The sequence below is a fragment of the Photobacterium proteolyticum genome (assembly GCF_001939735.1).
Taxonomy (GTDB): Bacteria; Pseudomonadota; Gammaproteobacteria; order Enterobacterales; family Vibrionaceae; genus Photobacterium; species Photobacterium proteolyticum.
In genome coordinates this window covers 17,150-32,135 of the sequence record NZ_MJIL01000060.1, presented here as the reverse complement: position 1 = coordinate 32,135, position 14,986 = coordinate 17,150, and the positions used below count along the sequence as shown (strand labels likewise).

Below are 14,986 nucleotides of genomic sequence, written 5' to 3'. Positions count from 1 at the left end.
CCTTAACGAGGCTCAGTCGTGAAAATCAGCCAAATCGAAATATTCCTGCAAATATGCCAGTGCGGCTCAATTGCCGAGGCTGCAAGAAAACTAAACAAAAGCCGGACAACAGTCAGTGCCGCGCTGAGCACATTCGAAGATGACCTGGGCGTCCAGCTCCTGAAACGATCGGGAAACAAGGTTCAGCCGACTGACATTGGCGAAGCCATTAATAACGATTGTGAACGGCTTCTGATGATTGCCAGTGATATTCAGAACAGATGCAGCCAACACCTTGACGGTGTTGAATCGGCTTTACGCATAGCCAGAGACGATACTTTGCCTGAATTGCTTTGGCGTCAACTGGTGCAGCAAATGAGCGAGCGCTTTCCGAACACGAGTATATCGATTTATGTTGCGCCACCACCTGAGCTAGAACAAATGGTGCAGCAAAATATCATTGATGTTGCTTACAGCCTGCTGCCCGGCGACCACAGAGTCTCCCGTGTGAATCACCATGAACTTGGACAGGTTCGCATGATGTCAGTGGCGCGCAAAGCGCACCCCTTAAGTCGACTACGTAAAGTCAGCAGCTCTGATCTGGAAAGATATACCGAGATCGCGCTTGCCTATGTTGATGACGAAAGTCTGAAAGCGGCAACACCACGCTCCAGTAATTTCATCGCCCTTCCCTTTTATGAACATCTTCGTGACGCCGTTCTGGACGGCGCAGGCTGGTCTTACGTACCGGCCCTGTTAATCAATGATCATCTACGAGAAGGAACGATTACCGTACTCAAACATAGCAAAGCAATGAACTGGCAGCCTTATGGCGAAATAGTTGATAGTAATACACAGCGTGGTGCCGTCATATCCTGGCTATCCGATCAGCTTGAAACCTATTTACTGGAGGCCAATCGCTAGACACCTCATCCAATGGAAAGCCTGACTATACCTACCGTTATTTTTCTTGAACTGAACACGCTGGCCACACTTTAAATCCTGCATCTTGATGGTGTTTGGGTATATTGGCTAGCTTTTCCATTTTTGAGCCATTAATCAGCCAGTTCCGTTTCTATACTCTGTCCAATACATCCCATCCTAAGAGGATTACAACGATGATCAAAAAGCTGGTGGCTGAGTTTATTGGAACATTCTGGTTGGTATTGGGCGGCTGTGGCAGCGCAGTATTAGCCGCCGCTTTCCCTGATGTGGGTATCGGCTTGCTGGGTGTGTCGTTCGCCTTTGGTTTAACCGTCGTCACCATGGCCTATGCCATTGGCCATATTTCAGGTTGCCACCTCAACCCGGCAGTCACCATCGGCCTGTGGTCAGGAGGACGCTTTCCCGCCAATGAAGTTGGCCCGTATATTGTCTTCCAAGTGCTCGGTGCCATCTTTGCCGCCTTTGTGCTGTACATCATTGCCAGTGGGCAAGCCGGTTTCGACCTTGCTGGCGGGCTTGCCTCAAACGGATATGGCGACCACTCTCCCGGCGGTTACACCATGCTGTCAGGTTTTATTACCGAGTTCGTCATGACCTTTATGTTCCTCATTGTGATCCTTGGTGTGACCCACAAACTGGCCACACCTTCAATGGCCGGACTGGCTATCGGGTTAGCGCTGGTACTGATCCATTTAATCAGCATTCCGGTCACCAATACTTCTGTTAACCCTGCCCGAAGTACTGGGCCTGCCATTATGGTCGGTGACTGGGCCATCGCACAGCTATGGCTCTTCTGGGTAGCTCCAATTCTGGGCGCCATCGCCGCCGGAGTAGTCTATCGCTGGCTGTGCCCTGACGATTAGCAGCGACGGCATAAGGTCAGTGACAGAAATAAAAAGCACCAAAAAGAAAGCGAGAACCCTGGTTCTCGCTTTCTGATTTTTACACCGGTAATCGAAGCTTATCGGAGGTTATTTACAACCCGAAGCAGCACCTGAACCGGATGCTTCATCTTGATATGTTCGAATCGCTTTACCTGGCTTCGGCAGGAATACCCCGTCGCCATACACCTGTCGGTATCCAGTTGTTCAAGATTCGGCTGCCAGCTCAGATTGTACACACCACGGGACATTTCAAGTTTGTCCTTTTCGTGACCGAACGTACCAGCCATACCACAGCAGCCAACAGAAACAGGCATCAAATTGGCACCAAAACGGGCAAAGATCTCAGCCCATTCCTTCTCGGCATTAGGCATTTTGGTCTTCTCGGTACAATGGGCAAACAAATACCATATGTCATCTTCACGCAGAGGATGGGACGGCAGCTCTGGCAGTAACGGCAGTAACCACTCATGAGCCGTCTGAACATGGAACTCTCCCCGCTTGTCACCCAATATTTCTTCATACTCGTCCCGGTAACAAAGCACCAGCGCCGGATCGACGCCCACCAGCGGAATGCCCAAGCTCGACAGTTGATTGAGAAAATCAGCGGTATTACGTGCCGTCTTGGCAAACTGACGCAAGAAGCCTTTAATATGCTGCGCCTTGCCGTTGGGTTTAAACGGCACCAGCATCGGCTTCTTGCCGAGTTTTTCAATCAGGTAGACAAAATCTTGAACCACATCGGCATCGTAAAAGCTGGTAAACGGATCCTGAACAATCAGCACATAATCCTGACGCTCTTGTTCCGACAATGCCTGTAGCCACTGCAGGTCAAAACGCGTGGCATGATGACCATCCAGCCCTTCCTTCAAGGTCGGCACTGATAACGCCGGCATATCCACATAGCCGATCGTTTTCTCAGTAAGCGTTTTCGACCACGACGGACGCATCACAGCATTAAAGGTCACTGGCGCTTTTGCCATCAAGGGCAAATAGCTTTCTACATAGGCCACCAGGTAATCCTTCACCGGGCGCTGATAGCGGCTGTAATAGATATTCATAAAGCGAGAGCGGAAACTCGGCACATCGACCTTGATCGGACACTGGCTCGCACACGCCTTACAGGCCAGACAGCCATTCATGGCTTCCATTACCTCGTGGGAGAAGTCATAGTCACTCTTGCCCGAGCCGAAGGTATTTCTAAACCGGTCGATGATCTGTTTCACTGTCGGAGACTGGCTCATCAGCTCCGCTTCCAGCTTCATCGGATCAATGCCCTTCTCTGACAGTTGACGTAACCATTCGCGTACCAAGCCAGCACGGCCTTTAGGCGAATGACGGCGATCAGCCGTTATCTTCATTGATGGGCACATCGGCGAGCTTGTATCATAGTTAAAACACAAGCCATTACCGTTACATTCCATTGCCTGCTTGAAGCTATCGCGCACCTTCACCGGGATCTGTCGATCATAGAAGCCACGCTTCACTCCGTCGACTTTCACCAGCTCGGCATTGCTATCAAGCGGAGTACAAATCTTGCCGGGGTTCATCCGGTTATCCGGATCGAACGCCGCCTTGATACGTCTCAGTTCGGTAAACAGCTCATCACCGAAAAATGCCGGTCCGTATTCCGATCGGAACCCCTTACCATGCTCACCCCACATCAGGCCACCATATTTTGCTACCAGTGCAACAACCTGATCCGAGATTTCCTTCATCAGCCGTTCTTGTTCCGGATCGCACATATCCAGTGCAGGACGGACGTGAAGCACCCCAGCATCCACGTGACCGAACATACCGTAATCCAGCTGCTTCTCGTCAAGCAACTGACGGAACTCAACAATAAAATCAGCAAGGTTTTCCGGCGGCACGCAAGTATCTTCAGCAAAGGCAACCGGCTTCTTACTGCCTTTTGCCGCACCCAACAGGCCAACCGCTTTCTTGCGCATACCATAAATTTTCTGGATGCTGGCAAGATCATCACACACCTGATAGCCAATCACCCCGCTTTGTTCTGCCGCGATCAAGGAATCGAGCTGTACGCACAAGGCTGCGACCTGGCGTTGATTTTCTTCCGGATCATTGCTGGCAAACTCAACCATGTTGATGCCCAGCAGCTCTTTGCCGGGAACATCTGTCAGCAAATCGCTAACGGTGTGCCATACAATATCCTGCTTGGCCAGATTCAGTACCCGCGAATCAACCGTTTCGACAGACAAAGCTTGTGCTTCCACCATCATCGGAGCATTTCGCAAGGCCGAATCAAAACTATCGTATTTAATATTCACCAAGGTCCGGGATTTCGGGATTGGCGTAATATTAAGCTTCGCCTCGGCAATAAAGGCCAGTGAGCCTTCAGCACCACATAACAGGCGGGTAATATCAAATTCCGTCAGCGCGTCATCAAAAACGTTCTGTAAGTCGTAACCGGTCAGGAAGCGATTCAATGGTGGAAATTTATCAACAATTTGCTGTCGCTTGTCACGGCATACCTGGGACGATATCAGCATCGCTTTATTGGCAAGCTCATCTCCCTCTGATGCCGTATATATCTGCTCCTGAGTCAGCGGTTCGGTTTCCAGTACAGAGCCATCCACCAGAACGGCTTTCAGAGACAGGACATGATCAGAGGTCTTACCGTATTTCAGCGATCCCTGACCAGATGCGTCGGTATTGATCATTCCGCCGATAGTGGCACGGTTACTGGTTGATAAATCCGGCGAAAAGAAATAACCGTAAGGACGTAGGGCGTCATTAAGCTGATCTTTTACTACCCCGGTTTGTACTCGCACCCAACCCTGCTCAGGGTTTACCTCAATGATCTGATTCATATGGCGAGAGAGATCAACGACGATCCCCGGTGTTAGTGACTGGCCGTTGGTTCCAGTGCCGCCCCCACGGGCAGAAAAGGTGACGTGCTTAAATTTCGGGTTCTGGCCGACCCGGCCAATCAAGATAAGATCATCTGTGGTGCGGGGTAAAACGACAGCTTGTGGCAGCTGCTGATACACACTGTTATCAGTGGCTACAGCCAGTCGGCTGGCATAATTTTGTTCGATATCACCGGCAAAACCGGCTTTTTCCAACTCGTCCAGATATGACAGTACGACATCGTCGATACTATTCTGATGTGTTAATACAGGTAACATTGCTCTCCTTGTCCAGTATGGCTGCCGTATCCTACGACTACTGGCCTCTCTTATATCGTTTGCATTCACTTTACCTCACTACGAATATGAAACAAAGTGTGACGGAGCGCAACAACATAAAACGCTGCTCAAGGGCAGAATTTTATTTCAATCTTTTTACCAAAGCCGACGAGCCAGCAATAAGCCAAATAGCGGCAAGCGTCCAGCCAGCTCCCCGAATGGCCAGAACAATCAAGCTCACCGAGGAAAGCGACGCCAGAAACTCAATACCGCCACCTATCACTCCTACCCCGGCGAACATAATAGCCATGAGCAAAAAGCGCCCCGGCAGCGAAAGCGAAAACGGCTTATCCGGCAATGCTTCAACACTGAGCACGATACCCAGCAATAGCGCAAAAATATAGGTATGAAGAGGTGCCAGACTAAGTCCGGCCACAATCCCGACGACGAAGGACATCGATAACCAAAACCATCGGTTTACAATGGCCTGTTGAAGTGAATAACTAGAAGCGGAATGCCAGACAATCAAAGCCGAGACGAAAATCACCCCGAGCAGGATACTGGCGAGGGTATCACTGACAAAGTGCACGCCGTACCAGACTCTGGCAACAGCCTGCCCGACGATAAGTATCAGGAAAAACGGTAACGACAACCATTTTACAACCGTGCCGACACGCTTGCTCAGCGCATACCAGCACATGCCCCACAACAAGGTAGCCATCAAAGTGTGGCCGCTAGGGAAACCAAACCCGTAGGCATTTATTTGCTGTAGTTCGGGCATGATGTCCGACGGACGGGGTGACGCTAACCCGAGCTTAATCGCACCGCTGGTAAAGATGGCCAGTAGCAGCACAACGGCTAATTGAAGCAAGCCAGTCGGACCATAAAAGCCAATAGTAGCGATAACCAACAATGCAAGAAACCATGGTTCACCCGGTAAGTTCACAACAGCAATAATGTGTGAAAATACTCTTTGGCCGGCATCAGGCCAAGACTTGACCCACTGCTGAAGCTGCTCAACCCAGTCAAGCTCTATCCGGTGCAGTGAATTGACCTTGCGACTAAGATCAGAATACATTTCTATTTCGCTCGGCGGGGTTTTCTCCATCCATTCAGTCAACAAGCTCGCACTTATTTTAAAGCGATGTTTCTCCGGTTCAACCAAATAAGGGTCGACGAGATAGACGCGTTTGACTTCAGTGGCATAATGGTTGGCAAACCAAGAGGCAACCATGGAGTAGCCAGTATTGTCTTGAAATGATGAAACCAAAATGGGTGACTCTGCAACGCAGCCAAAAATAGCGGCTCGACGACGGTACTCCAGTAAGTCTCCCACTTTGACCCGAATACCGGTTTCTTCCAGTGCTTCTCGCGCTGCTGCCTGCCTCGGGGTATCCCCCTTATCGATGTACCCACCGGGCAGGGACATCTTTTTGGTGATCACTTCAGTTAACATGACCATTTTATTATCATGCCGGATAACACAAACGGCACCGACAATATCAGCGGGCATAGCACCGAGAACATCTGACTCATTTGCTATAGAAGCCGTTGCCGCTGTCGGCAACGCGACACAAACTAGAAAAAGACCAAAACAGAGGCGATTTACGATTCTTAGCAGAGCAAACACAGCAGACCTTACAGCACGGAAATATTGATCACATCATACCAGCAGTGCAATATGTAAACCATTGACAGAATTATGAATGCGCTCAGCGTATAAACCAGACCATGACGCCTATCGTACTCGCACCGGACTACTATCTTCACAACTTCCGTCTGCTCATCGACTCGGTCAATCGGCAGTACAGCGATCTGCTTAGCGACGATGAAGCTGCATGGATAGCAATATTTCAACATCTGCCTGAAAAGGCACAGATGCTGTGTATCCGTCTGCTATCAAGAAAAGGCCTGTTCTTTCGCTGTGACAAGCTTAGCTATGAAGAGATTGGTGATATTCATCTGGCAGCCGAAGAGCTTCACAATGTCGGCTTTGTCGAAAGCAACAATTCTGACTGGCCGCTAGAAGAAATCACTAGCCTGTTTACCAAACCAGAGTTGCTGAAGCTGTTTCCAGCTCTGGCTCCTTGCAAGTCATATCGCAAGCCGGAGCTTGTCGAAGAGTTGCTTAAACATGCTCCGGCGCTGGATGAATTCAAACAAGACATCATACAGATCTGCCACCAGCAGCATCTTGACACTTTTCTACTGTTATTCTTTGGCAACCGCTATCAGGATCTAAGTCAGTTTGTGCTCTCGGATCTCGGTTTGCACCAGTTCGAAAGCTACACTGTCGACAAGGAAAGCCGCCTCTTTAGCGATCGCCGCCAGATCCAGCAATGGCTTGAGTTATCCTCACTCAACGATCACTACTGGCAGGCGAAAGAAAACAAAGATCGCGCAGAAATCGTCGCTCTCTCAGAGAAGATCCCATCGGCTTATACGTGGCCTCCCCTTGAGCGAAAACGCCAGCAGCTCATCAATCATATCGCCCGCGATTTAGAACGCTTTGAGATGCCCGAACATGCACTCGGACTATTCAGAGAAAGCCAGCTCCCACCATCAAGAGAACGTCAGGTACGCATTCTGGACAAGCTTCAGCAGTTCGAACCAGCACTTGAACTCGCATTGGCTATCAAACAGTCACCGCACAATGAAGACGAGGCTGAGGTTGCCGAACGGCTGGAAAAGAAATTAAGCCGTACTCTAAAGCGAACTTACCAACCAGCAGCCAAGCCCGTATTTAATGAAAGCCACCTTACGCTGGCTAATAATGGCCAACGTGTCGAACTTTCCGTGGCGGCCCACTATGCAAGCCAAGGTTGGTCGGTACATTATCTGGAAAATAGCTTGCTGTGCGGCTTATTCGGGTTAGCATTCTGGGATATTATCTTCACGCCTGTTAAAGGGGCATTTCTAAACCCCTACCAACGCTCACCCCGCGACATGTTCCACCCGGAGTTCTATCAACAGCGTGAGGCATTAATCAACCTGCGCCTGACAGACATCAGCGAAAATCGCTGGCAGACGTGGACAGAGATCTACCGAAATAAACGAGGGATAAGCAACGACTGGGTAAACTGGTCGATATTAACGGAAGACATCGTGCTCCAGGCCACCAGCGCCATCCCGAGCTCTACATTATGCGAGCTGTTTAAGCGACTGCTGTTCGACCCGCGAAACAACCGTTCTGGCTTGCCTGATCTTATCATGTTCAAAGCCAGTGAGTATCAGTGGGTCGAAGTAAAAGGCCCCGGCGACAAGCTGCAAAATAACCAAATCCGTTGGCTGAAAAAGTTCGCCGAGCTCGGCTGCCCGGCTTCTGTCGATTATGTAACTTGGAAGTAAGGCTGCAATATCCAGTCAATTGGCTGGAGCGATTAAATTAGGCCAAAAGAATCCACTGTTTTCCCGTTCTGACCTTGAGCAATTCTGAATCCTAGGTCTAAGATTTAATAATCAAAAATCATTATTCAGGCCATTCTTATTTATACAAAGGCCAATTAAATTCGTTGTCAGGCTCTGCAGATCGAGTTAGTGGCAAATCAGATAACCATTGCTGTTGGTATTTGATCATGAAAAACACTAAAAAGATAAATAAAATCCGCTACGGCCACAAAACCGGATCCATTACGGCATTTATCGATGTTGAGGATCTCCATGAACTTGATCCCTTTGTATTGTGGGATCATTTTGAAGCCAAAGAAATTATCCGAACAACCGGGCTCGATTACCACGGTCACTCGGGGGTTGATGCAATAAGTTACCCTGTCACGGGAAGACTTCGTCATCTCGATTCATCGGGCAACCATGTCACACTCAATAGTGGTGATATTCATGTGATGACCTCGGGAAACGGGATTATTCACAAAGATACCATGACACCTCAAGACGGCCGGGTGGAGTCTTTCAGCCTGTGGACAGCATTGCCTGCGGGCCACAAAGAGATGGTCGACGCCTCAAGTACCAATGTTTCATCCCACCACATTCCACTGGTCGAGGAAGTCGATTCTGCGACCAAGGTGCTTATCGGCAACTACAAAGGCTCGGTAAGTCCTATAAAGTACAGTATTCCCGTTACCTACCTCGATATCATTATCGCACCCTATGGTGTCTGGCACTTCCAGCCAGATAAAAGTCAAACAACAGGGTTCGTTTACATTCGCTCCGGACGAGCCTATATCGGCGGTAACCAGCTACATCCTCACCAAATGGGCACCTTGACACCATCTTCCCTGCCGCTGGAGATCCGAACCGGCAGTATCGGGACCCGGCTCTTTGTGTCTCTGGGTGAGCCTTTGCACCAGCCGTTAATTTCATCGGGCTGCTCAGTACATTCCTCTGCCGTCAATATGTCGCTGGGTACAGAAAACATTAAGCGACTGATGGCCGCAAAAAGAATGAGTGGTCTGTAAAAGCGTTTAATTTGTAATTGTTACTCTTGCCAATATAACCTTTGGAACGATGACTGTGGGTAGCGGATTTATTCCAATGTTGTATCACAACCAGTTGGCAGCCACTCTTAACAGGCCGTCGTTGATCGCAAGGCAGTTTTGCTTAGGCTACCTTGCCATTGCCCTGTTCTTTTCTTCCTATATCCTGGCTGATACCAACACGCAGAGTAACAGCGGCTATTCGCCGCATGAAGTTAAGGCCCTCTACCTATACCACTTTGCCAATTTTGTTCGATGGCCCGAGCCGCTCCCGGAGCGTATTCGCTACTGCAGCCTGGGCAGCGATACCGCAACGCTCACACTCAAACAGGTTCTCTTTCGGAAAACCCCACCAAATCGCTCAGCGACTGTCACCTCAATTACCAATTTCAACCAAGCCGGCGACAGCTGTGAAGTGCTGTATATCCCGCAGGACACGCTAAAGCAATATAAGACGATTCCACAATTGACCGGCGTACTGACGGTCAGTGACGGCCTGCGTTTCCTTCAGCGCGGTGGCATGATAGAGCTTCGCGCAACCAAAAACCGAATAAAGCCAGCAATAGCGATAGACAATGTGACAAAAGGGCAACTGACGATCAGCTCTCGTTTGCTACGGATTGCCCTGCCCCCTTCCGGACAAAAAGGGGGGCAACCATGAGTAGACTTATCGATCGCCTCTCCCTGAGCCAGCGCTTATCGATACCGGTAATGGGCTTTATCGTCCTGGCTTTCATCAGCTTGCAATTCATCACTTATCAAACCTTTTTGAAAATCGAGAAAGACAATCTGCTCAGCCAAACGCAAGTACTTGCTAACGGTGTAGGAATGAACCTGACTGCTGCGGTTTTGTTTAATGACCACCTTGATGGCACTGAAATTATGTCGGCTTTCAGTGCCGCACCGCTCGTCGCCAGAGTCCGGCTTGAACATCCTGATCACAGCCTGTTTGTTCAATACATCAACCCAGATATCGAATTTATTCCTCCGACAACAGAAGAAAAACATGATGTGACGAGACAAAGCTACCACTTTGGACCTGAAATGCTCTATCTGACCGTTCCCGTTATGCTCGACAACGAGCCAATTGCCCATATGCATATCGGCGTGTCATTGAAAACGCTTCAGGAAATGCGAACTACCCATTTCCAAGTCAGTTTCATGTTGCTGCTCGCCATTATTGCCCTGACTGCCTACATCATCAATCGCGTTCAGTCATGGGTCATTCACCCTATCTCCCAACTGAATCTTGCTGTTAATCGTATTATCAAAGACGAAAGCCCGAGTCCTATCACTCCGCAAACACAAACCTATGATGAAGTTGGCGAGCTAGTGAGTTGTTTTAACAGCATGCAGAAAAAGCTAAACGAGCGTGATGCAGAAATTCGCGCCACCTTAAGTCAGCTGAGTGAAGAGAAAGCCTTTGCCGATGATGTCATCGCCACAGTGCAGCATGCTTTGCTTGTCGTAAACCAAACAGGCATCATCACCCTGGCGAATGATGCCACCTTATCTGTACTCGACCTTCCTGCTGTTAAAGCAAAAGGGCTTAGCCTGACTGATATATTGCATACCGAACACCCCCACCTATTCGGCAGTCGACTAGAAGCCGCTCTTAACGGTCAGCAGCAATTCGACCACGAAATCATGAAAGGTGGTGCGACATCATCTGGACAACCACGCACCTACCAGATAGTCAGCCGGCCTTTAGAACACCGCAAACAAACGCTTTTTGCCATTGAAGATGTCACCAAAAGGCAGCAGGCAGAGCAACAGCAGAAAATGGCAGCTCAGGTTTTTGAGAGCAGCCAGGACGCGATCATGCTGCTAAGCGATTCGGGTATCATAAACATGGTCAACCCGGCATTCAGCCGCTTCCTGGGTTATCATCCAGACGAGGCAATTGGCAGGCATTTCCATATCATGTTCGATCTGGGGAAGGACAGCAAAATCGAACTTGCTATCCGCCAGGCGCTAAAAAAGACCAACCACTGGCACGGAGAAATGAGTCCGGTTTGCAAAGACGGCTCTTTTATCCCTATGTTTCTCCGCATTAACAGGATTCAAGTCAGCCATAGCGATGAGTTTCAAACCGTGGTGATCGCCTCGGATCTTCGCTCAATGAAAAAAATGCGGCGACTCGAACACCTAGCCACCCATGACCCGCTTACTAACCTGGCCAACCGAAGCAAACTGCATCAGGAACTGGTACAGGTGCTCAGTAAGCAAAAATCAAAAAACTCTGTATTTGCAGTGCTATTTATTGACTTGGATGACTTTAAAACAGTCAATGACACTTATGGTCACAGTGCTGGTGATAAAGTCCTCAAGATCATCGCAGAGCGATTACTCAGAACAGTTCGAAAAAGTGATATGGTTGCCCGCCTTGCTGGTGATGAGTTTGTTACCATTATCAACCCGGTGGCCAGTCGGAATGATATATCCTTCACGTGCGAACGTATTTTAGCCAGAATCATAGAGCCAATTAGTCTGGGCAAGAAAACACAGCTCAACATCGGTGCCAGTATAGGTTGTTACTATGTTTATCCTGATGAGTCTCAGAAAGTAGACGATATTTTACGGCGGGCGGACAAAGCCATGTATGGTGCCAAACTGTCAGGCAAGGGACGGATCATCGAATTTAATCAGTTCAGGAAGAACTATGACTAATAAATGGCAACTGCATCACCAGTGAGCAATATACAACAGTGCCACTTCTACTTAAGCGGCACTGCATTATGTTCATCTAGCTACGCTTGGCACACTTGAATGTCCCGTTAGACTGGAACCAAAGCGCCTGAGACTTTTTACGGCCGATCAAAATCGGGCCATCGTCAAAGAACAAGAAGTTCTTCCAGTTACGCTTGAAGACTCCCCACTTGGTCTCAATGACGTTGTACTTTTCGTAGCAGAAAAAGACAGTGGTATTATCTTCCCAGTTAATGAATTCCATCACTTCTGGCGGAAGGTCAATGTCATCACTATCCCAGGCATGCTGCCAGTCAATCGCTTCAGACCAGATTTTCTGATCATGTGCCCAGTCGTCTTTTTCAAAATGATCGGCATCCGGGCTCTGGCTGCTAATATGCTCGCGCCAAATTTGAGCTGATCGAGCCTGAGTGAAAGGTTTAATTTGCTCTAAATCTGTTGCCTCGACAGGCATAGAGGCGTGGGTAAAGATCCACTTGCGGGAATAGCTATCTAACTCTACGTAGTTCATTCGTCGACCTAACTAAACATTGACGGGGCAATGTACCTTAGTCGATCATTTTGTTCCAGTATTGAAATGGGTTTCAGACTAAATTTGATTGCTGCAGAATGGCTATCAGAGGAACCGGAAGCAATGTACTACACCGCCCATCAACCGGCTCCTTTACCGTGTTAACTATTTGTTGGCATCCCACAAATTGCTGACCCAGCCTCCTATCTGCGCATCATAGTGGCAACCATTAAAGTTTTTTTCCACTATTGGTGATTCTTGACTACGCTGTTCCAGTAACTGAGAGATATGACAAGCCATCGGGTCTCCCCGCTCCACCAATCGCTTTCTTGTTGCCACTTCTTTGATGATCTGTAATCGATATGCCGAATTCATTTTTTTCATCACACCTAACCTCTCTCAGTTAAACCCAACTAAAAATAGGAGTGAGTCTGTAAATCGTCAAATTTCCGACATCAAACGGTCACAATTTACAGCTATGGCGATGTATAAAAAAAACAATAAATTCAAAAAGTTACCATTTTCTCTTTGTAATGGTTCGTGGCTAACATTGGACTGCTCACAGTAAGTCTTTAATAATTATTGAATTATATTGAAAGAAAAGTTTCATCTTTTTTATTAATTGTTAACCGGTCAGGGCACCCTATACAGATAGCAGGTCGCTCAATATTCAATACAAAGCTTTATATACCCAACTTACTTTCACTAAGTAAGGCCAACAATAATCACTTCGTGTAATATTCATTAACGCCGTTTCGTTACCGTTTATGCCAGCCATTGCTGCACCTAATATAAGAACTCATAACTATGTATAACCTTGCTACCAGCCTTGAACGCAATGCTACCTTCCGGGGCAGTAACACTGCGCTCATTTTTCACGATGAGACAATCAGCTACCGTCAACTCAACACCATGGTCAACCAGGTCGCCAACCAGTTGGTAAAACTTGGTATCAAGCCTGATGACAAAGTGGCTATTTCTTGTCCGAACACACCGGCGTTTGTCATCGGCTACTACGCGATTCAAAAAGTAGGAGCTATCACTGTTCCGTTAAACGTAATGCTAAAAGGACCTGAAGTAGCCTACCACCTCGATGATTCAGACGCCGTGGCAGTCATTAGCTTTCAGGGCAACAATGCAATGCCTTGCGGTGAGTATTGCTATGAAGGCTACAGCCAAACCGATAGCTGCCTGCACTATATTCTGATTGAATCAGAGGGTGAGGATATAGCCCTTCCCGAGGATGCCCACCGCTTCAGTCAGTGGCTGCAATCAACGGAAACAGCATTCGATGCGGTGTACCGTACTGCTGAGGATACCTGTGTTATTCTGTACACCTCAGGCACAACCGGACGAGCTAAAGGTGCCGAGCTGAGCCAGAGTAACATGCTATGCAATGCTCAGGCCTGCCAGGCGCTGACAAACCAGAAAGGAACCGACGTCAGCATTGCTATTCTGCCGCTGTTCCACACCTTTGGTCAGTCTCTGATCATGAACACCTCGATTCTGACGGCCAGCGCCCTGGTGCTGATCCCCCGCTTTGTCCCGAAAACCGTACTGCAGCAAATGCACAAGCACAAAGTGACTCACTTAGCCGGTGTCCCGACCATGTTTATCGGTTTGCTGGCTTTTGCCGAGAAGCATGGCGGTGACTACCTGAAAGAGATTGCCGACAACCTGAAAGTAGCGATTTCCGGCGGGGCGTCAATGCCGGTAGAAATACTCAAGCAATTCGAGGCCAAGCTGAATGTGCCGGTTATCGAAGGCTATGGCTTATCCGAGTCATCACCGGTTGCGGCTTTCAACCACCTTGAATATAAACGCAAACCGGGCAGTATCGGCCAACCGCTGCCGGGAGTGACCATGAAGGTCGTTGACAGTGACGGCAATGACGTTGCCCAAGGTAAAGAGGGTGAACTGCTGATCCGCGGCCATAACGTCATGAAGGGCTACTACAGAAAACCAGAGGAAACTGCCAAAACTATCGTCAACGGCTGGTTGCATACCGGCGATATCGTCCGTTTCGACGAAGACGGTTATGTCTTTGTCGTCGATCGACTAAAAGAGGTGATTATCAGGGGCGGTTACAACATCTACCCTCGCGATATCGAAGAAACCTTTATGACCCACCCAGACGTTCACTTGGTGGCCGTCATTGGTGTTCCCCATAAAACCTATGGTGAAGAAGTCAAAGCGTTTATCGTACCCAAAGAAAATTCCACAACCAACAGCAAGGCGTTTGTTGCCTGGGGGCGTGAACGCCTGGCAGACTTCAAATATCCACGGCAAGTGGAAGTCGTCAGCGAGCTGCCAATGACAGCGACAGGCAAAATCCTCAAGCGATTACTGAAATAAATCCTCTTTTCATTGATGTACAGC

General features: G+C 48.7%; 11 protein-coding genes. 7 read left to right on the top strand and 4 right to left on the bottom strand.

What is annotated here, in order from left to right:
* Nucleotides 1-18 precede the first annotated feature (18 nt).
* On the top strand, nt 19-903 hold the full coding sequence (locus BIT28_RS09475) for a LysR family transcriptional regulator (protein ID WP_075763325.1): 885 nt from the start codon (nt 19-21) through the stop codon (nt 901-903).
* A 194-nt stretch (nt 904-1,097) separates the two neighbouring features.
* The gene (gene aqpZ / locus BIT28_RS09470) at nt 1,098-1,787 is read left to right on the top strand and encodes an aquaporin Z (RefSeq protein WP_075763324.1); all 690 of its coding nucleotides are present in this window, start codon (nt 1,098-1,100) and stop codon (nt 1,785-1,787) included.
* A gap of 98 nt (nt 1,788-1,885) precedes the next feature.
* Here aqpZ and ydiJ read toward each other — a convergent pair whose 3' ends face one another.
* Together ydiJ and BIT28_RS09460 are read right to left on the bottom strand one after the other, a co-directional pair.
* Nucleotides 1,886-4,954: a D-2-hydroxyglutarate dehydrogenase YdiJ gene (gene ydiJ, locus BIT28_RS09465; protein WP_075763323.1), complete on the bottom strand. Its 3,069-nt coding sequence runs from the start codon at nt 4,952-4,954 to the stop codon at nt 1,886-1,888.
* Nucleotides 4,955-5,096: 142 nt separating this feature from the next.
* Nucleotides 5,097-6,584: a bifunctional NUDIX hydrolase/phosphatase PAP2 family protein gene (locus BIT28_RS09460; protein ID WP_075763322.1), complete on the bottom strand. Its 1,488-nt coding sequence runs from the start codon at nt 6,582-6,584 to the stop codon at nt 5,097-5,099.
* 101 nt (nt 6,585-6,685) lie between these two features.
* On the opposite strand from BIT28_RS09460, the gene BIT28_RS09455 reads away from it, so the two are divergent.
* From BIT28_RS09455 to BIT28_RS09440, 4 genes are all read left to right on the top strand, one after another.
* Nucleotides 6,686-8,302, top strand: a complete 1,617-nt coding sequence (locus BIT28_RS09455) for a VRR-NUC domain-containing protein (RefSeq protein ID WP_075763321.1) — start codon at nt 6,686-6,688, stop codon at nt 8,300-8,302.
* Between the two features lie 227 nt (nt 8,303-8,529).
* Nucleotides 8,530-9,369 (top strand): pirin family protein, encoded by an 840-nt coding sequence (locus BIT28_RS09450; RefSeq protein WP_245823672.1) that lies wholly within the window; start codon nt 8,530-8,532, stop codon nt 9,367-9,369.
* A gap of 76 nt (nt 9,370-9,445) precedes the next feature.
* The gene (locus BIT28_RS09445; RefSeq protein WP_175577510.1) at nt 9,446-10,048 is read left to right on the top strand and encodes a YfiR family protein; all 603 of its coding nucleotides are present in this window, start codon (nt 9,446-9,448) and stop codon (nt 10,046-10,048) included.
* Nucleotides 10,045-12,057, top strand: coding sequence for a diguanylate cyclase domain-containing protein (locus tag BIT28_RS09440; protein WP_075763319.1), 2,013 nt, complete (start codon nt 10,045-10,047; stop codon nt 12,055-12,057). The genes BIT28_RS09445 and BIT28_RS09440 overlap by 4 nt, the downstream gene beginning before the upstream one ends.
* Nucleotides 12,058-12,133: 76 nt before the next feature.
* Here the strand turns inward: BIT28_RS09440 and BIT28_RS09435 are convergent, their stop codons facing one another.
* Together BIT28_RS09435 and BIT28_RS09430 are read right to left on the bottom strand one after the other, a co-directional pair.
* Nucleotides 12,134-12,607, bottom strand: coding sequence for a DUF2947 domain-containing protein (locus BIT28_RS09435; RefSeq protein WP_075763318.1), 474 nt, complete (start codon nt 12,605-12,607; stop codon nt 12,134-12,136).
* 165 nt (nt 12,608-12,772) lie between these two features.
* Nucleotides 12,773-12,991, bottom strand: a complete 219-nt coding sequence (locus tag BIT28_RS09430; protein ID WP_075763317.1) for a hypothetical protein — start codon at nt 12,989-12,991, stop codon at nt 12,773-12,775.
* A gap of 423 nt (nt 12,992-13,414) precedes the next feature.
* On the opposite strand from BIT28_RS09430, the gene BIT28_RS09425 reads away from it, so the two are divergent.
* Nucleotides 13,415-14,962 carry a long-chain-fatty-acid--CoA ligase gene (locus BIT28_RS09425; RefSeq protein ID WP_075763316.1) on the top strand — a complete coding sequence of 516 codons (1,548 nt, stop codon included), beginning with the start codon at nt 13,415-13,417 and terminating at the stop codon, nt 14,960-14,962.
* Nucleotides 14,963-14,986: the final 24 nt, after the last annotated feature.